Origin of the sequence: Geobacillus sp. BMUD, assembly GCF_013096845.1 — a bacterium.
GTDB lineage: Bacteria > Bacillota > Bacilli > Bacillales > Anoxybacillaceae > Geobacillus > Geobacillus vulcani.
Genome location: NZ_SDLA01000001.1, coordinates 341,839 through 360,038, shown reverse-complemented (window position 1 = coordinate 360,038; position 18,200 = coordinate 341,839). Strand labels below are relative to the sequence as shown.

17 protein-coding genes are annotated in these 18,200 nt (G+C 53.8%); all 17 read right to left on the bottom strand.

Going from position 1 to position 18,200, the window contains the following annotated elements; all coding sequences use genetic code 11:
* Positions 1-14: 14 nt before the first annotated feature.
* Positions 15-1,166, bottom strand: coding sequence for a transcription termination factor NusA (nusA, locus tag ETC05_RS01775; protein ID WP_031410360.1), 1,152 nt, complete (start codon positions 1,164-1,166; stop codon positions 15-17).
* A 24-nt stretch (positions 1,167-1,190) separates the two neighbouring features.
* Complete coding sequence (rimP, locus tag ETC05_RS01770; RefSeq protein WP_031410362.1) at positions 1,191-1,664, bottom strand: ribosome maturation factor RimP; 474 nt, start codon at positions 1,662-1,664, stop codon at positions 1,191-1,193.
* 244 nt (positions 1,665-1,908) lie between these two features.
* Positions 1,909-6,213 (bottom strand): PolC-type DNA polymerase III, encoded by a 4,305-nt coding sequence (locus tag ETC05_RS01765; protein ID WP_033842462.1) that lies wholly within the window; start codon positions 6,211-6,213, stop codon positions 1,909-1,911.
* Between the two features lie 103 nt (positions 6,214-6,316).
* Entirely contained in the window at positions 6,317-8,020 is a 1,704-nt protein-coding gene (locus ETC05_RS01760) for a proline--tRNA ligase (RefSeq protein ID WP_171660235.1), read from the bottom strand.
* Positions 8,021-8,043: 23 nt separating this feature from the next.
* A complete protein-coding gene (gene rseP / locus ETC05_RS01755; RefSeq protein WP_171660234.1) occupies positions 8,044-9,309 on the bottom strand; it encodes an RIP metalloprotease RseP in 1,266 nt (421 codons plus the stop codon).
* Between the two features lie 2 nt (positions 9,310-9,311).
* Complete coding sequence (gene dxr, locus ETC05_RS01750; protein ID WP_031410371.1) at positions 9,312-10,460, bottom strand: 1-deoxy-D-xylulose-5-phosphate reductoisomerase; 1,149 nt, start codon at positions 10,458-10,460, stop codon at positions 9,312-9,314.
* Positions 10,461-10,480: 20 nt separating this feature from the next.
* Entirely contained in the window at positions 10,481-11,275 is a 795-nt protein-coding gene (locus ETC05_RS01745) for a phosphatidate cytidylyltransferase (RefSeq protein ID WP_031410373.1), read from the bottom strand.
* On the bottom strand, positions 11,272-12,045 hold the full coding sequence (locus ETC05_RS01740; RefSeq protein WP_031410375.1) for an undecaprenyl pyrophosphate synthase: 774 nt from the start codon (positions 12,043-12,045) through the stop codon (positions 11,272-11,274). Before ETC05_RS01740 ends, ETC05_RS01745 begins: the two co-directional genes overlap by 4 nt.
* Positions 12,046-12,127: 82 nt before the next feature.
* Positions 12,128-12,685 carry a ribosome recycling factor gene (gene frr, locus ETC05_RS01735; RefSeq protein WP_011230752.1) on the bottom strand — a complete coding sequence of 186 codons (558 nt, stop codon included), beginning with the start codon at positions 12,683-12,685 and terminating at the stop codon, positions 12,128-12,130.
* 2 nt (positions 12,686-12,687) lie between these two features.
* The gene (gene pyrH / locus ETC05_RS01730; protein WP_031410377.1) at positions 12,688-13,410 is read right to left on the bottom strand and encodes a UMP kinase; all 723 of its coding nucleotides are present in this window, start codon (positions 13,408-13,410) and stop codon (positions 12,688-12,690) included.
* A 68-nt stretch (positions 13,411-13,478) separates the two neighbouring features.
* Positions 13,479-14,363 carry a translation elongation factor Ts gene (gene tsf / locus ETC05_RS01725; protein ID WP_171660233.1) on the bottom strand — a complete coding sequence of 295 codons (885 nt, stop codon included), beginning with the start codon at positions 14,361-14,363 and terminating at the stop codon, positions 13,479-13,481.
* 157 nt (positions 14,364-14,520) lie between these two features.
* On the bottom strand, positions 14,521-15,228 hold the full coding sequence (gene rpsB / locus ETC05_RS01720) for a 30S ribosomal protein S2 (RefSeq protein ID WP_171660232.1): 708 nt from the start codon (positions 15,226-15,228) through the stop codon (positions 14,521-14,523).
* 161 nt (positions 15,229-15,389) lie between these two features.
* The gene (locus ETC05_RS01715; protein ID WP_171660231.1) at positions 15,390-16,007 is read right to left on the bottom strand and encodes a hypothetical protein; all 618 of its coding nucleotides are present in this window, start codon (positions 16,005-16,007) and stop codon (positions 15,390-15,392) included.
* Between the two features lie 8 nt (positions 16,008-16,015).
* Entirely contained in the window at positions 16,016-16,261 is a 246-nt protein-coding gene (locus ETC05_RS01710; protein ID WP_031410387.1) for a hypothetical protein, read from the bottom strand.
* A 16-nt stretch (positions 16,262-16,277) separates the two neighbouring features.
* Positions 16,278-17,033: a FliA/WhiG family RNA polymerase sigma factor gene (locus tag ETC05_RS01705; protein ID WP_031410389.1), complete on the bottom strand. Its 756-nt coding sequence runs from the start codon at positions 17,031-17,033 to the stop codon at positions 16,278-16,280.
* Positions 17,034-17,071: 38 nt separating this feature from the next.
* Positions 17,072-17,569: a chemotaxis protein CheD gene (locus ETC05_RS01700; protein ID WP_031410391.1), complete on the bottom strand. Its 498-nt coding sequence runs from the start codon at positions 17,567-17,569 to the stop codon at positions 17,072-17,074.
* A complete protein-coding gene (locus tag ETC05_RS01695) occupies positions 17,566-18,198 on the bottom strand; it encodes a chemotaxis protein CheC (RefSeq protein WP_031410393.1) in 633 nt (210 codons plus the stop codon). The genes ETC05_RS01700 and ETC05_RS01695 overlap by 4 nt, the downstream gene beginning before the upstream one ends.
* Positions 18,199-18,200: the final 2 nt, after the last annotated feature.

Genomic DNA, 18,200 nt, shown 5'->3' with positions numbered 1-18,200 from the left:
TTTTCATTCCCCCTTCACTCGATTTCCGCCGATTGATCAAACGCTGGGCCGTTTTCTTCGCTATTTTCATTATCGGACGCCGCATGGCTGAAATCAAGCGAAGTGGATGGCGCATGCGGATCAATGCCCATCTCCCGCGCTTCCGATTCGCTTTTAATATCAATTTTCCAGCCGGTCAATTTCGCCGCCAGCCGCGCGTTTTGTCCGCGTTTGCCAATGGCGAGCGACAGCTGATAGTCTGGAACGATGACGGTCGTCGCCTTTTGCTCTTCGTTGACAATGACGCGCAGCACTTTCGCCGGGCTTAATGCGTTGGCGACAAACTCGACCGGATCGGCCGACCAGCGAACGATATCGATTTTTTCTCCGTTCAGCTCATCAACAATGGCCTGCACGCGCTGCCCTCTCGGTCCGACGCACGCGCCGACCGGATCGACTTCCGGGTTGTCCGAGTGGACGGAAATTTTCGAACGATCGCCGGCTTCGCGGGCGATCGATTTAATCTCGACCGTTCCATCGTAAATTTCCGGCACTTCGAGCTCAAACAGCCGTTTCAACAGCCCTGGGTGGGTGCGGGAGACAAAAATCTGCGGCCCTTTTGTCGTTTTTTCCACTTTCGTAATGTATACTTTCAACCGGTCGTGCGGCTTATAGGTTTCATTTGGCATTTGTTCGTTTGCCGGCAGGAGCGCCTCCGCCTTGCCGAGGCTGACGTAGACAAAGCGCGGGTCAACGCGCTGGACGATGCCGGTCATAATATCCTCTTCACGGTCGACAAATTCGGCGTAGATGATGCTCCGCTCCGCCTCGCGCACGCGCTGGGTGACGACTTGCTTCGCCGTCTGTGCGGCGATGCGCCCGAAATCGCGCGGCGTCACTTCGAGCTCGACGACGTCGCCGATTTGATAGTTCGGATTGATCCGCTGCGCGTCCTCAAGCGAAATTTCAAGGCGCGGATCAGTCACCTCTTCGACGACATCTTTGCGCGCGAACACGCGGATCGTGCCGGTGTCCATATTGAGATCGACGCGCACGTTTTGCGCCTGGCCGAAATTGCGTTTATACGCCGAAACGATCGCCGCTTCGATCGCTTCCATCACGACTTCTTTGCTGATGCCTTTTTCCCGCATCAGATCGGCTAACGCCTCAAGCAATTGCGTGTTCATGCAACAAAAATCCCCCTTTTGCGATTAGAAGAAAATGACGGCTAATCGGGCCTGCGCCACTTTTTCATATGGAATGGCGACCGTTTTTTGCCGTCCGCGGTCTTTGACCAACAGCGTCACGGTCGTTCCGTCAAAAGCGGTTAGTTCGCCTTCAAACTGCTTTTCTCCTTCAATAGGCTCATACGTTTTGATATATACATGTTTCCCAATGGCCTTGGCAAAATCTTTTTCATTTTTCAGCGGCCGCTCCGCCCCGGGCGATGACACTTCCAAAAAATAGTTATGCGGAATCGGATCGACTTCATCCAGCTTTTCGCTCAATTTTTCGCTGACAGCGCCGCATTGCTCAATATCGACGCCATCGTCAGAGTCAATGAAGACGCGCAAAAACCAATTTTTCCCTTCCTTCACATATTCAATATCGACGAGTTCAAGCCCCATTTCGTCCAAAATCGGTGTGACGAGTTGTTCGACCGTTTCTGTCACCTTTTTGCTCATCGTGTTCCTCCTTACCGAGCAAACGTGCATGCGTGGCATAATGAGAAAATCCCCTGCGCACGGCGGGGAATGAACGAGAGACGGGTTTCCATTCAAGACGAAAGAGTGGGTTTCCCCACTCTTTGCTTGCCATTATCTTTGCCAATTCCACTAAAACTATAACACATTGGGAAATATATTGCAACGGGAAACTGCCGCCCGGTCGAGAGAGCGCTGTGCGCGTCCTTCAGCAGCCGCGTTTCCACTAAAACAGTGACAGCTGGTTATGGTCTGGAAGCGAGTCAAGGCAGCCGCGGCTTTCTAAGTACTCCAGCAGTGTTTTTGATACTTTACCGCGCTGTTGCAAATCCTCCTTCGACAAAAACTCGCCTTCCTCGCGGGCGCGCACGATCGCCTGCGCCACGTTCGTCCCAAGCCCCGGAATGGCGTTGAACGGCGGAATGAGCGAATCGCCGTCAATGACGAATTCGGTCGCCTGCGAGCGGTACAAATCAATATTTTTGAAGGAAAATCCACGCTCGCACATCTCTAAGGCCACCTCAAGAACGGTGAGCAAGCTTTTTTCTTTCGCCGTCGCCTGAATGCCTTTGGCGTTGATTTCCTCAATCCGCTTGCGAATGGCGGCTGACCCTTTGATCATAGCGTCAAGGTCAAAATCTTCCGCCCTCACGGTGAAGTACGACGCATAGTATAAAAGCGGATGGTGCACTTTAAAGTAGGCGATGCGCACCGCCATTAACACGTAGGCGGCGGCGTGCGCTTTCGGGAACATGTACTTGATTTTTTTGCACGAATCGATGTACCACTCCGGCACGTTATGCTTGCGCATTTCCGCCTCAAATTCCGGCGTCAAGCCTTTTCCTTTGCGCACCGATTCCATAATTTTAAACGCCAGCGACGGCTCGAGGCCGCGGTAGATCAAGTACACCATAATGTCGTCGCGGCAGCCGATCACTTCTGACAGTGTGCACGTCCCGTTTTGAATGAGCTCTTGCGCATTGCCGAGCCACACATCCGTTCCGTGCGACAAGCCGGAAATTTGCACGAGTTCAGAAAACGTTTTTGGTCTTGTCTCCTCCAACATTTGCCGAACAAAGCGTGTACCAAACTCTGGGATGCCGATTGTGCCGACGTTGCACATGATTTGCTCCGGCGTCACGCCAAGCGGTTCGGTGCTGCTGAAAATGCCCATCACATCCGGGTCATCGGTCGGGATTGTTTTCGGGTCGATGCCGCTTAAATCTTGCAGCATCCGGATGACCGTCGGATCGTCATGCCCGAGAATATCAAGCTTCAACAAATTGTCGTGGATCGAATGGAAGTCGAAATGGGTCGTCCGCCATTCGGAGGACGTGTCATCGGCCGGATATTGAATCGGCGTAAAGTCGTAAATTTCCATATAATCGGGGACGACGATGATGCCGCCCGGATGCTGCCCGGTCGTCCGCTTTACCCCGGTGCAGCCAGCCGCGAGCCGGTCGATTTCCGCGCCGCGCAGCTGCAAATTATGATCGCTCGCATATGCTTTGACAAATCCGTACGCCGTTTTGTCGGCGACCGTGCCGATCGTTCCCGCCCGATAGACGTTATCTTCGCCAAACAGCACTTTCGTATAATTGTGGGCGCGCGGCTGGTATTCGCCGGAAAAGTTCAAGTCGATATCCGGCACTTTGTCGCCTTTAAAGCCGAGGAACGTCTCAAACGGGATGTCATGCCCATCTTTTTTGTATTTCGTCCCACATCGCGGACAGTTTTTATCCGGCAAGTCAAAGCCTGAGCCGACCGATCCGTCGTTGAAAAACTCCGAATGCTTGCAGTTTGGGCAAACGTAATGCGGCGGCAGCGGATTGACCTCGGTGATTTCCGTCATCGTCGCGACAAACGACGAGCCGACCGATCCGCGCGACCCGACAAGATAGCCGTCATCGAGCGATTTTTTCACTAGCTTGTGCGAGATCAAATAAATGACGGCAAAGCCATGGCCGATGATGCTTTTTAGCTCCTTCTCAAGCCGCTCTTCAACTAGTTTTGGCAGCGGGTCGCCGTAGATTTCCTTCGCCCGCCGGTAGCTCATTTCCCTGATTTCCTCGTCCGCCCCTTCAATGCGCGGCGTATACAGCTCATCTTTGATCGGCTTGACCTCTCCGATGAGAGAAGCGATTTTTTGCGTGTTGTCAACGACGATTTCCTTCGCTTTTTCTGGCCCTAAAAACGAGAAGCAATCGAGCATTTCATTCGTCGTACGGAAATACACATCCGGCAGCTCATGGCGGTTGAGAGGATTCGCCCCGCCTTGCGAATGGATTAAGATTTTCCGGTAAATTTTATCTTCTGGGTTCAAGTAATGAACGTTGCCGGTGGCGACGACCGGGATGTCAAGCTTCTCACCAAGGGCGACGATATGGCGGATGATGTTTTTGATCATCTCTTCGTCTTTCACATAATCCATCTCGATGAGCGGCTTGTACACGTCCGGCGGATGCACTTCAAGAAAATCGTAAAAGCGGGCGATGTCTTCGACTTCTTCCGGCGCCTTTTGGATCAAGTTGTCAAACAGCTCTCCTTTATCGCAGCCTGAGCCGACAAGCAAGCCGTCGCGATGCTTGACAAGCACGGAGCGCGGGATGCGCGGCACGCGGTGAAAATAGTGAATGTGCGACAATGACACGAGCTTGAACAAATTTTTCAATCCAGTCTCATTTTGCGCCAACAGCGTCACGTGGAACGGACGCGCAAGCCGGTGCGACGCCTCGCTGTGCGTGCGGCTGTTCAGTTCGTCATGATGCAAAATGCCGCGCTCCTCGGCCTCTTTTAACAGTCGCATCAACAAATGCCCGGTCGCCTCCGCATCGTAGATGGCGCGGTGGTGCTGCGTCAATTCAATGCCAAATTTTTTGCACAATGTATTGAGCCGGTGATTTTTCAAATCTGGGTATAAAAAACGGGCCAGCTCGAGCGTATCGATGACGGGATTCGCGATTTTGCCGCGCCCCATGCGAGCGAGGCCCGCGTTTAAAAACCCGATGTCAAAACTGGCGTTGTGGGCAACAAGCGTCGCATCGCCCGCCCAATCAATAAAACGGGCCAACACGTCTTCCGGCTTCGGAGCATCTTTCACCATCTCATCGGTGATGCCGGTCAGCTCCATCGTCGTCACCGACAACGGATGTCCAGGGTTGGCAAACGACATGAACCGGTCGATGATCTCGCCGCCTTTCACCTTCACCGCCGCCAGCTCAATGATCGTATTGTACACAGCCGACAGGCCCGTCGTCTCGACGTCAAAGACGACGTACGTATCCTCGGACAGCCGGCGGTGCGTTTCATTGTAGGCGATCGGCACCCCATCGTCGACGATATTCGCCTCAAGGCCGTAAATGACTTTTATGCCGTGTTTTTTCGCGGCGCTGTAAGCCTCCGGAAATGATTGAACAACGGCATGGTCGGTAACGGCGATCGCCGGGTGCCCCCATTTTTTCGCTTGCTCAATGAGTTTTGTCACCGAGGTGACCGCGTCCATTTGGCTCATCGGGGTATGCAAATGAAGCTCAACCCTCTTTTCTCCCTCCGGCGCTGTATCTTGCCGTTCGTTTGCGGCGATTTCATTCAAATCGTTAGCAATGATGACCAAATCGCGAACGAACGCATCATTTTGCACGCTGCCACGCACTTTCACCCACATGCCTTTTTTGACGCCGCTCATGAGCTCGGCATCCTCTTTGTCGCGCGAGAACATTTTGACTAAAATCGAGTTCGTGTAATCGGTGATTTTCATGGTCAACAGTGTGCGGCCGCTTTTTAATTCGCTCACTTCGGCGTCAAATACATAGCCTTGCACGACGACGCGCCGCTCTTCTTCGACGATCGTCTCCAGCCGCCGCACCGGCTCCTCGTCGCGGATCGGATAGCCGATGACAAGCGGGCCAGACGGCGCGCTTGCCGCTGTCTTTTCCTCTTCTTTCGCCATATCGGTCAACACCGCCAATGCCCGCTCCTCATCTTCCTGCTGCTTTTGCGCCAAAAACTGCTCCATTTCTTGTTTGGACGGCTCGATGCTGACGTCAAGCTGAAGAGGTGGAAACCCGAACGAAGCGTACACATCAGCGATTTTTTTGGCGAACCGCCGTTTGACGGCCAGCGCTTCCGCTTCATGGCGGGCAACGATAAGCAGCTTGTTTCCTTTCAGCGCCGGCGTCTGTCGGCTGAGCCAATCGACAAGCGGCGACATGCCTTCTTGCAGCTGCTCAAGGCAAAGCGGCCAATACGCCTGCACATCCGCCTCTGTCACGCGCGGCGCTTCAACCTCCATCGTATGGCGGACAGCAGCAATATGGCGGAACGCCGCCTGCAGCCGATCGGCAAACGTTTTGTATACATGAACCGGCAGCACGTTGGCGAACTGAAAGTAAAAATGCCAGCTTTTCTCCTCTTTATCGATCACGACTTTGCGAATGGCGGCCTCACGAAAATGCGGCATCCATTCGTCCGACGTCATCTTCAGCTGCTCAAGCAGGATGAGAAACCGCTCTTTTTGCTCTTTTGTCACCATGACGTCCGTTTGTTCCCCTCTCAACATCATTCTCTTTCTATAATCATACCATAACAAAAGCGCTGGCGAAAAAGACAGAATTCTTTTCCGCCAGCGCCGGCACTTATGATTGAAGGAGACGGCGCACCGTATCGACAAGCTCACTGACCGGAACATCAAACGACTCGCCGGTTTTCCGCACTTTGACTTCGACAACGCCTTCACCGGCCCGCTTGCCGACGGTGACGCGGAGCGGAAGACCGATCAAATCGCTGTCGGCAAACTTCACCCCAGCCCGTTCCGGGCGGTCGTCATACAACACTTCAAACCCAGCCTGTTCAAGCTTTTCATACCACTCTTCCGCCAACGCGCGCTGTTCATCGCTTTTGGCGTTTGCTGTCAGCAAATGGATGTGAAACGGCGCGACTGAAGCGGGCCACACGAGCCCGTGTTCGTCCGCAAACTGTTCGGCGATGGCGGCCACCAATCTTGATACGCCAATGCCGTAGCAACCCATGATCATCGTCTGCGTTTGGCCGTTTTCATCCAAATAAACGGCGTTCATCGCTTCGCTGTATTTTGTCCCCAGCTTAAACACATGCCCGACTTCAATGCCGCGGGCGAAGCGGATCGTCCCTTTGCCATCTGGAGACGGGTCTCCTTCTTTTACGAAGCGCAAATCGGCGTATTGGCTAACGGCAAAATCGCGGCCCGGGTTGACGCCGATGTAATGGTATCCTTCCTCGTTCGCGCCGCAAACGCCGTTGACGATGGCGGCGACAGCATGGTCCGCGATCACCGTGACGTCTTCGCTGACGCCGATCGGGCCGAGCGAGCCGATTGGAGCGTTCATCACCCGCTCTGTTTCTTCCGGCGTCGCCCATTCGACGACCGTCGCGTCAAGCACGTTTTTCACCTTCACATCATTGGCTTCATGATCACCGCGGACGAGAACGAGCACATAACGGCCGTCAACGCGGAACAAGAGCGATTTGATGCAGCGTTCCGGCGAGACTTGCAAATACGACGTGACTTCGTCAATCGTTTTTTGCCCCGGCGTCGCCACTTTTTTCAATTGCGCTGGCGGCTCATCGCTTTTTTCATACGTCGCCACGACCGGCGCCATCTCGATGTTGGCGGCATAGTCGGACGCATCGGAGTAGGCGATCGTATCTTCGCCGATGTCAGAAAGCACCATAAACTCATGCGTATCTTTACCGCCGATCGCTCCCGAGTCAGCGATGACCGCGCGGAAGTTTAAGCCGCAGCGGCGGAAAATGTTTGCGTACGCCTCATACATGTTGTTGTACGTTTCATCCAAGCTTTCTTTCGACGTATGGAACGAGTAGGCGTCTTTCATGATGAACTCGCGGCCGCGCAACAGCCCAAAGCGCGGACGCTTTTCATCACGGAATTTCGTTTGAATTTGATACAAGACAAGCGGCAGCCGCTTGTACGTTTTCACTTCGTCGCGGACAATCGCTGTGATCATTTCTTCATGCGTCGGTCCAAGGGCAAAATCGCGCTCATGCCGGTCTTTTAAGCGCATCAGCTCCGGCCCGTACGAATACCAACGGCCTGACTGCTGCCAAAGCTCAGCCGGCTGCAAGGCTGGCATGAAAAGCTCCAGCGCTCCAATCCGATTCATTTCTTCACGAATGATGGATTCCACTTTTTGTAAAACACGTTGCCCAAGCGGCAAAAACGTATAGACGCCGCTGGCACTTTGACGAATGAAGCCGGCCCGCAACAGAAGCTGATGGCTTTTCACTTCCGCATCCGCCGGCACTTCACGCAACGTCGGAATAAATGCTTGACTTTGTCTCATTCATTAGCCACCTCGTTTTCTCTCTATAGGAAAAATTTTTGAATATCGTTCCATGTCACCACAAGCATAAGCAACATGAGCAGAGCGAAGCCGATAAAATGGACCATTCCTTCCTTTTGACGGTCGACCGGCTTGCCGCGCACCGCTTCAATGGCGAAAAAGAGGAGCCGGCCGCCGTCTAACGCCGGCAATGGCAACAAGTTGATGATCCCAAGGTTGATGCTTAAAATCGCGCCCCATTTCATCAAGTAGTAAATGCCGGATTCGGCGACTTTGCCGGTCGATACGGCGATGCCGACCGGTCCGGACAGCATGTCAAGATGAAACTGGCCGGTGATCAATTGGCCGAGCCCCGTTACAATTTCCCGCGTCCAGTAGTACGTCTCCACCAGCCCTTGCTTGATCGAGCCCAACACCGATTTTTCCATCGGCTGATAGACGCCGATCAAGCCGATCGTCTCCCCTTGCACCGTTTTCGCCTCCGGAGTGACCGTCACACTACGTTCTTTCCCATTCCGCTCAATTTGAAACTGGAGCGGTTCTCCCGGATGGGCGCGAATCGTGTTGACGATTTCCGTCCACGTTTCCATCCGTTCCCCGTTAATGGCGATCACTTCATCCCCTTGCTTCAAGCCAGCGGCGCGCGCCGCTCCTTCCGGCGTCAGCTCGCCGATGATCGGCTTGTCGACCGGGTAGCCTTGCAAAAGACCGATGATGATGAAGACAACGAGCGCTAGAACAAAGTTGGCGAGAGGCCCCGCCAAAATCGTCATCGTCCGCTGTCCGAGCGTTTTGGCCACAAACTGCCGGTGATACGGAGCGATTTGAATTTCTTGGCGGTCGACGACGAAAAACGCCGGCTCCTTGACCGTAAACCGCTCGAACCGCTCGCCATCCGTATAGCCGGTCACATACATGCCATGCTCTAAATCGGCCTCTTCCACTTCTACTACGCGGATATTTGGATAATCGTCCTTATGGTTGAGGACGATTTTTTCCACTTGGCCGTTGCCATCAAGCAAGAGGCCGACGACTTGCCCCCGCTTCAGCTCAATCGTCTCCGGGTCTTCACCGGCCATACGGACGAAGCCGCCAAGCGGGAGCAGGCGGATCGTGTACACTGTTTCGTTTTTCTTAAACGAAAACACTTTCGGCCCGAAGCCGATGGCAAATTCGCGGCACAAAATGCCGGCCCGTTTTGCTAGCAGCAAGTGACCAAGCTCGTGAAAAAAGACGAGGGCACCAAAGACGACGATAAATGAAATGATCGATTCCAACGTTTCAACCACCTTTATGATAGTAATGAGCGAACATAGGCGCGCGTGTCCGCATCGATTTCGCGAATGTCCTCCAGCTGCGGATCGCTCACTGGCCGATGGCGCTCGAGCGCGCGTTCAATCCACTCCTCGATGGCCAAAAACGGAATGCGCCCGGCTAAAAATGCCGCCACCGCCTCCTCATTGGCCGCATTCAACACCGTCGGCAGCGAGCCGCCGCGCTTGCCAGCCTCATAGGCGAGACGCAAACAGCGATAGCGGTCGAAATCAATCGGGGCGAAATGGAGCGCCCCCAGCGAGATGAAATCAAGCGGCTTGGCGGACGGGAGCGGCAACCGCTCTGGATATGCCAGCGCATATTGGATCGGAACGCGCATATCCGGCGTTCCAAGTTGTGCCAATACGCTTGTGTCACGAAACTGAACGAGCGAATGGATGATGCTTTCGCGGTGTAAAACAACCTCGATCCGCTCATACGGCAACCCGAACAGCCAATGAGCCTCAATGACCTCAAACCCTTTATTCATCATTGTCGCCGAATCAATCGTAATTTTGGCCCCCATCGACCAGTTCGGATGGCGGAGCGCCTCCTCCACCGTCACATGTGCGAGCTCTCGGCGCGTCTTGTCGCGGAAGCTGCCGCCGGATGCGGTCAGAATAAGTTTGTCAACTTGTTCAATCCTTTCCCCTTGCAGACATTGAAAAATGGCGGAATGTTCACTGTCAACCGGCAACAACGGCACACCGCGCCGCTTGGCTGCAGCCATGACGAGATGTCCGGCGACAACGAGCGTCTCTTTGTTAGCGAGGGCGATCGCTTTTCCCGCTTCAATCGCCTTCAGCGTCGGCAAAAGGCCGACGCTGCCGACGACGGCGGTGACGACCACATCGGCTTGTGGACAAACGGCCGCTTCAATCAATCCTTCCTCTCCGTACACGATCGTCGTCCGCCCGCGGTACTCGCGATAGAGCACTTCATACGCATCACGGTCAGCGACGGCGACAAGACTTGGGGAAAATTCAGCAATCAGCCGCCTCGCCGCCTCGATATTTTTTCCGACCGATGCGGCGGCCAAGCGGAATTCGTCCGGATGGGCGCGGATGACATCGAGCGTCTGTGTGCCGATCGATCCGCTTGCCCCTAATATACTAATATATTTCAATCGTTTCACTCCTCACCCGCTTATCGTGCGATTTCAAGCAATATGTACAACAACGGCAGCACGAACAGCAAGCTGTCAAACCGGTCTAAAATGCCGCCATGTCCCGGCAAAATCGCCCCGGAATCTTTGACGCCGTAATGGCGCTTAAATGCCGATTCGATCAAATCGCCGAGTTGCCCGAACGCCGACAGCAGCAACGCGACGCCAAACGCAGCCGCCAAACTGCCAAACGGCGCGGCCGCCCACTCGTAAATTGCGGCGACAACAGCCGCGGAAACGATGCCGCCGATGGCGCCTTCCACCGTTTTTTTCGGGCTGATCTCTGGCCATAGCTTGCGCCGGCCAAACGCGCGGCCAAAGAAATACGCCCCAATGTCGGTCGCCCAAATGACGAACAAGGCATAAACGAAATACACCAACCCAACCAAACGAACGGCGCCGAAACAGAAAAACCCTACGCCGACATAGACGACCGCCAAAACGACAAACGCCGCCTCATCGAACGAGAGCGCATTTTTCGTCACGACTGTGCCGACAAGCAGCAAAAAAGCCAAAGCAACAAGCACGCCAAATTTGCCGGTTCCAGACGCCAACCACTCGCCGCCATAACGGGCGGGAACAAGCAGCAACCAAAGGGCGATCAATCCGGCCGCCCCGGTAAACGACCAGAGGCGCATCCCCTTCATGCGCAGCAATTCAAACAGCCCGATCGAGGCCAATATATATGTTACTATTATAAACGGAAATCCGCCAAAAATAACAATCGGCAAAAAGAGCGCCGCCGCTATGACGCCGGTGATGATTCGCTGCTTCATCGCGCTGACACTCCTCCAAATCGGCGGTCGCGCCGCTGGTAAGCGGCAATCGCCTCTAAGAAATGTTGCTCCGTAAAATCCGGCCATAACACATCCGTAAACCAAAGTTCCGTATACGCCAACTGCCAAAGCATGAAATTGCTCAAGCGAATCTCCCCGCTCGTACGGATGAGCAAGTCAGGGTCAGCGAGCCCACTCGTCATCAAGTACGAGGAAATGAGCGGCTCGGTGATGTCTTCCGGCGCCAGCATCCCGCGTTCGACGTCTTTGGCGATTTGCTGGACGGCGGCAGTGATTTCCGACCGGCTTCCATAATTGAGAGCAAAGTTTAACAAGAGGCCGGTGTTGCTGCATGTTTCCTCCACGGCTTTCTCGACCGCCCGGCGCGTATGATCGGGCAGCGCCTCCGTATGACCGATCACTTGGACTTTGACATTTTCGGCGACGAGCTCAGGAAGAAACGTCGTCAAAAACTGCTCCGGCAGCTTCATCAAATAATCGACTTCACTTTTCGGACGTTTCCAGTTTTCTGTCGAAAACGCGTAAAGCGACAAAATCTGAATCCCCAGCTCGTTCGCAAAACGCGTGATTTTGCGCACTACTTGCATCCCTTCGTAATGGCCGGCCGCCCTCGGCAACGCCCGCTTTTTCGCCCATCTCCCGTTTCCGTCCATAATGATGGCGACGTGGTTCGGCACCGGATGCCTGAGCACCTCTTCTTTCGTCACCGGAACGTCTTTCTCTTTTGTTTTTCGCATTTTATTGAACATACGAGTCCTCCGGGATCGTGTTTTGCCTTTCCATTATAGCAAAAAAACCCTCCATCAACATAGAGGGTTTGCATCGTTTTGCCTATACTTCCATCACTTCTTTTTCTTTCTCTTTTGTGATGGCGTCAATTTTGGCGATGTGGTCATCGGTCAGCTTTTGCACTTCGTCCGTGTAGCTGCGGAGCTCATCTTCCGTAATCTCGCCGTTTTTCTCGAGCTTTTTCAATTCATCGTTCGCATCGCGGCGGATGTTGCGCACCGCGACTTTCGCGTCTTCGGAATACTTTTTGACAAGCTTCGCCAACTCGCGGCGCCGCTCTTCCGTCAGCGGTGGAATGACCAGCCGAATGACGGATCCGTCATTCGATGGCGTCAGCCCTAAATCCGATGCTAAAATGGCTTTTTCCATTTCTTTAATGGCCGATTTGTCGTACGGCTGAATGACAAGCAGCCGTGCTTCCGGCACGCTGATGGAGGCCAATTGGTTGATCGGCGTCGGCACACCGTAATAGTCAACGGTTACTTTCTCCAGCAGCCCGGCGTTCGCCCGTCCGGCGCGAATGCTTGCCAGTTCGCGGGTGAACGCTTGCACCGCTTTATCCATTTTTTCTTTCGCCTGTTGGATCACTTGCTTTGCCATCGTTATTTCCCCCTTACGATCGTTCCGATGTTTTCACCTAACACAGCGCGTTTAATGTTTCCTTCTTCCATAATCGAAAAGACGATAATCGGAATGTTGTTATCCATGCAAAGCGAGGAAGCGGTCGAATCCATGACGGCAAGGCCCTGTTTAATGACATCCAAGTACGACAGCTCATCGTACTTGACCGCATTGGCGTCGACGTTCGGGTCGGCGCTGTAGACGCCATCGACGTTGTTTTTCGCCATTAAAATGACGTCCGCCTCGATTTCCGCCGCACGGAGCGCCGCCGTTGTATCGGTCGAAAAATACGGGTTGCCGGTGCCGGCGGCGAAAATGACAACTCGTTTTTTCTCCAGATGGCGGATCGCCCGGCGGCGAATGTATGGTTCAGCCACTTGCCGCATCTCGATCGATGTCTGCACCCGCGTTTCCACCCCAAGTTGCTCAAGGCTGTCCTGCAAGGCGAGCGCGTTCATCACCGTCGCCAACATGCCCATATAATCGGCCGTCGCCCGGTCCATCCCCATTTCGCTTCCCGTTTTTCCACGCCAAATATTGCCGCCGCCGACGACAATGGCGACCTCGACACCCAGTTCAACAACTTCTTTTACTTGTTTGGCGATCGACTGAATGACCGCCGGATGAATGCCAAACCCTTGCTTTCCGGCGAGCGCTTCCCCGCTTAACTTTAAAACGACGCGTTTGTATTTTGGTTGTTCCATGTCAAACCTCCATGATGCGAATCGCTTTGAAAAACAGGGAACACGCGCGTGTTCCCTGTTGCGGTCCGTCATTGCTTTCTGACTTGGCTCATGACTTCTTCGGCGAAATTGTCTTGGCGTTTTTCGAGCCCTTCGCCGACTTCGTAGCGGATGAACTGCTTGATTGTTGCTCCGTTCGATTCGACATATTGGCGCACCGTCACATCCGGGTTTTTCACGAACGCTTGCTCGAGCAGGCAGACGTCTTCGTAAAACTTGTTCAGCCGGCCTTCGACCATTTTTTCAACGATTTTTTCCGGCTTGCCTTCGTTTAACGCTTGTTGCTTCAACACTTCGCGCTCATGCGCGATCTCTTCTTGCGGCACGTCGTCGCGCGAGACGTATTTTGGATGAAGGGCGGCAATGTGCATGGCGACATCTTTGGCGACGTCTTCGCTCGCATTGCCAGCTAATAACGTTAATACGCCGATGCGCCCACCCATGTGCAAGTACGCACCAAACGTTTCGCCGTCCGCTTTATTGACGACGGCAAAGCGGCGAAGCGTAATTTTTTCACCAATTTTGGCAATCGCTTCGTTGATGTAGTCTTGGACGGTCGAACCGTTGTCCATCGTTTGACTGAGCGCTTCGTCCAGCGAAGCCGGCTTTTGTTTCAGCAAGTGGGCGGCCAATGTTTTCACAAGCGTTTGAAACTCTTCGTTTTTGGCGACGAAGTCCGTTTCCGAGTTTACTTCCAAAATGACAGCGGTGTTGCCTTCCGACGCGATGTACGCCATTCCTTCGGCCGCGATGCGGTCTGCTTTTTTCGCCGCTTTGGCAATTCCTTTTTCGCGCAGCCAGTCGATCGCTTTCTCCATGTCACCGTTCGTTTCAGTGAGCGCCTTTTTGCAGTCCATCATGCCTGCGCCTGTTTTTTCGCGCAGTTCTTTCACCATTTGTGCTGTAATCGCCATAAAAAAATCCTCCTTCTCATTGTCCCGTATATGTATCGGTGCCGGCAGCGGCTCCCCGTTTTGCCCTTATCCGTTAGTATAGCCAAAAGTTGCTGATTTCTGTCTCAAAAAAAGGTGATAAAAGGCTTTCCCCTCTTATCACCTTTCTTGAGCACCGTTACTCCGCTACGACGGCCGCCTCTTCGCCTTGTTTCGCTTCGAGCACAGCGTCGGCGATTTTCGAAGTCAACAGCTTGACCGCGCGGATGGCATCATCGTTGGCCGGGATGACGTAGTCGATTTCATCCGGATCGCAGTTCGTGTCGACGATGCCGATGATCGGGATGTTCAATTTGCGGGCTTCCGCCACCGCGATCCGCTCTTTGCGCGGGTCGATGACGAACAGCGCATCCGGCAGCTCCTTCATGTCTTTGATGCCGCCCAAAAATTTCTCGAGCCGCTCTTTTTCTTTTTTCAAGCCGATGACTTCTTTTTTCGGCAGAACGTCAAATACGCCGTCTTCTTCCATTTTTTCAATTTCGCGCAGCCGTTTGATCCGTTTTTGGATCGTGGCAAAGTTCGTCAGCGTGCCACCGAGCCAGCGCTGATTGACATAAAACATGCCGCAGCGTTCTGCTTCTTCCTTCACGGATTCTTGCGCTTGTTTTTTCGTGCCGACGAACAAAATTTTGCCGCCATTCGCCGCCAATTCGCGGACGAAGTTGTATGCTTCCTCGACTTTTTTCACCGTTTTTTGCAAGTCGATGATATAGATGCCGTTGCGCTCCGTAAAAATGTATTTTTTCATTTTCGGGTTCCAACGGCGCGTCTGATGTCCAAAGTGGACGCCAGCTTCAAGCAGTTGTTTCATCGAAATAACCGACATGTATGCTCCTCCTGTTTCTTCGTGGTTTTTGGTCCTCCGCTTGCCTCATCTTTCAGCAAGACTGGCTGAGCCAGCACCGTTGCTGAAATCCGCAAGCGTGTGTACTCACACCATGAAAAAATATATCACAACTATGAGCGGCAAATCAAGCCGTTATTCGCCTATTGGTCCGTTTTTTGCGCAAATTTGAGCCATAGCTCGACTTCCGTTTTCCCTTTGCCGAGCTGTTTGGCAATTTCTTCGACTGTCGCTCCTTCCGCATATAGGCGGCGAGCGAGCTCACTCGCATCGACTGGTCGGGTGAATGAAAGTTCAAGTACATCCTTGACCGCTCCGATGTCTGGAAAATAGTCCAGCGTCGCGCTGGAGCGGCTTGTTTCTGCGCGTTTCCCGATTTCTCCCCGCTCCGTCGGCTCGTTTTCCTCCTTTTTTGCTTCCGCCGTTCGCTGTTCGACTCCCGCTCCGATTTCACCGCCTCCTGCCCCCGGCATCAACGCCGTCGCTTCGTCGCTCGTGTCCTGCTGCACACTGGGTGCACCGTTCGTTTGCCGTACAGAAACCAATGAAGCCGCTCTGTTGCCAAGCAATGAGTCAAGCTCAGCCAAAAAACGCTCGTTTTCTTCCTTCCAGGCGGCGAGATAAGCGGTCATGGCTTCTTCGAGCTCCTCAGCCCGCCGCTCCGCCTCACCAAGCCGCGACAGTCGGAGGAAAAGCACAAGGATCAACCAAAACGACAAGGCGTGCAACAGCAAACTGATTGTTAGCCAAAATGCCATCATGATGTTCACTATCCTTGAATGTCGATCATTTTTCCTTTATAAGGGTGCCCTCCAAAACGGGACGCCTCCTGCTCGAGGCGAGCGCTCGTTCGTTTATCCGTCACCCGGCGGCGTGCACGCTCCGCCCGCTTTTCGCCGGCAGTTGCCATGTGCACCTGCACCGCATAGGAGTGTTGTTGCGTCGAGGCTTGAATCCGTTCCACATCGAGCGCTTTCGGCATGACGCTTTGCAACGCTGGAAGCTGGATGTCCATCGCTTTTTCTCTCCTCTCATTGCTCTTTTGCAAAAAAGCGGCGCAGTTTCCAAAGCGCTTTCGCATGAATTTGCGAAATTCTTGATGTCGACAAGTGCAAAAGACTCCCGATTTCTGTAAACGTCAGCTCCTCTTTGTAAAACAAACTGATGACGAGCTGCTCTTTTTCGTTCAGCTGTCCGATGGCTTCAGCCAGCCTTTCGATCATTTCCTGCTTGACGATTTGCTCTTCGGGAAGCGGAGCGCGGTCATCGCGAACCGCCAACAATCCTTCATCTTCGTCGACGGTCGTCTGCCCGAGCGGCAGCCAATGGGAAAAAAACATTTCACTCGCCGCCGCCTGCACTTCCTCTTCCGTCATCCCGAGCTCAGCGGCGATCTCTTTCGCCGTCACCGATCGCATATGGCGCTGTTCGAGCCGCTCAATAGCTTCCTCAATTTTTTTGGCCTTATCACGCATGTTGCGCGGCAACCAGTCTTCTTTGCGCAAACCATCTAAGATGGCGCCGCGAATGCGAAACGAGGCGTATGTGTCGAACTTCAAATCACGCGATGGATCAAATTTCTCAAGCGCATCGTATAAACCGACGAGTCCAAGGCTGACGAGCTCATCCTTCGGCACGGAGCTCGGCAGCGTCGCCGAAATCCGCTGCACGTGGTAGAAGACAAGCGGCATATAACGCTGCACCAGCTCCTCAGCCGCATGGCGGTTACGGCCGTTGATCCATTCATCCCAGTATTTCCGTTCTTCGTCTTTTAGCGCGCTTCTCATTCTTCTCCCCCTTGCCTTGCGGAAACGGCGCGTCTCGGTCAAATTTCCTTTATTTCTTGAGTGGCGGTGCGGATGGAGAGCACGCCCGTCTGCGGATTAAATTCGATCGTACGGCCGTTACGGCCTCCGACATCTTCGGCAACGACCGGAATGTGAAGCCGCTCGAGCTGCTTTTTCACTTCCTCCACATTGCGCGCGCCAATGCCCATCACATCACCGCCAGCTGTCGAAAACGAAAACATTTGCGCCCCGCCAGCCATCTTCGCTTTCAGCATCCCTTTCCGACCACCGGCAGCCATGACGAGCTGAGCGAGCGCCTCAACGGCCGTATCGGCGTATTTGGCTGCATTGATGACTCCGCCGCGCGCCATCGAGGAATGCGGAAGCATGACGTGCGCCATGCCGGCAACCGCCTTGCCTGCGTCGTAAATGACGACACCGACGCACGATCCGAGTCCACATGTACGAATGACGTTCGGTGCTACGACAACCTCCATTTCCGCAATGCCGATTTTGACAGCCTGCGCTGTGCTCATAGACCATCCACACCTAGCGCTCGAAAGATGATGGAAAACGAATCTGGGTCAGGAAGAAGAAAGAAATGGCCGTTGATGCTTTCGTCCGGACGCCGTTCATCGTAAATGGCCGTGTCGATCAAAATGGCGTAATCGCCTACGCGCGACAGCTCAAGCAATCCGAACGACAGCACAGCTCCGATCATGTCGATGGCCAATGCCGGCACGGACGGGTGCAAGTTCAGCTGGGTAAAGTCAGCCAATGCCGATAAATACGAGCCGGCTAAAATGTTGCCGAGCTCCTGAAGCGCTGAGCAGCCAAGTTCATGGGCTTCTCCTTGAAACGAAAACGCGTCATCGCCAATCATCCGGCGGACAAACCGCTCAGCCTGCTCCGGCGGCAGTACAAAAAACATGTTTCCCGGCGCTTCTCCTTCGATGCGCAAATAGACACACGCCACCACTTGTTCCGGTCCGCCGATCAACTCCATCATTTCAGCAAACGTGGCAATTTGAACGCGCGGCACCGCCATTTCAATTTTTTTGTTTAGCAACGTCGACAAAGCCGTCGCCGCGTTGCCGGCGCCAATGTTGCCGATTTCGCGCAAAATGTCAATATGCATCCCTGTCAAGTTGCGAATATCATCCAATG

Bases quoted from the DNA above. Each gene is read 5' to 3' on its own strand.
- nusA (WP_031410360.1), bottom strand. From the start codon at position 1,166: ATGAACACGCAATTGCTTGAGGCGTTAGCCGATCTGATGCGGGAAAAA.
- rimP (WP_031410362.1), bottom strand. From the start codon at position 1,664: ATGAGCAAAAAGGTGACAGAAACGGTCGAACAACTCGTCACACCGATT.
- ETC05_RS01765 (WP_033842462.1), bottom strand. From the start codon at position 6,213: ATGGTGACAAAAGAGCAAAAAGAGCGGTTTCTCATCCTGCTTGAGCAG.
- ETC05_RS01760 (WP_171660235.1), bottom strand. From the start codon at position 8,020: ATGAGACAAAGTCAAGCATTTATTCCGACGTTGCGTGAAGTGCCGGCG.
- ETC05_RS01745 (WP_031410373.1), bottom strand. From the start codon at position 11,275: ATGAAGCAGCGAATCATCACCGGCGTCATAGCGGCGGCGCTCTTTTTG.
- ETC05_RS01740 (WP_031410375.1), bottom strand. From the start codon at position 12,045: ATGTTCAATAAAATGCGAAAAACAAAAGAGAAAGACGTTCCGGTGACG.
- frr (WP_011230752.1), bottom strand. From the start codon at position 12,685: ATGGCAAAGCAAGTGATCCAACAGGCGAAAGAAAAAATGGATAAAGCG.
- pyrH (WP_031410377.1), bottom strand. From the start codon at position 13,410: ATGGAACAACCAAAATACAAACGCGTCGTTTTAAAGTTAAGCGGGGAA.
- tsf (WP_171660233.1), bottom strand. From the start codon at position 14,363: ATGGCGATTACAGCACAAATGGTGAAAGAACTGCGCGAAAAAACAGGC.
- rpsB (WP_171660232.1), bottom strand. From the start codon at position 15,228: ATGTCGGTTATTTCGATGAAACAACTGCTTGAAGCTGGCGTCCACTTT.
- ETC05_RS01715 (WP_171660231.1), bottom strand. From the start codon at position 16,007: ATGATGGCATTTTGGCTAACAATCAGTTTGCTGTTGCACGCCTTGTCG.
- ETC05_RS01710 (WP_031410387.1), bottom strand. From the start codon at position 16,261: ATGGACATCCAGCTTCCAGCGTTGCAAAGCGTCATGCCGAAAGCGCTC.
- ETC05_RS01705 (WP_031410389.1), bottom strand. From the start codon at position 17,033: ATGAGAAGCGCGCTAAAAGACGAAGAACGGAAATACTGGGATGAATGG.
- ETC05_RS01700 (WP_031410391.1), bottom strand. From the start codon at position 17,569: ATGAGCACAGCGCAGGCTGTCAAAATCGGCATTGCGGAAATGGAGGTT.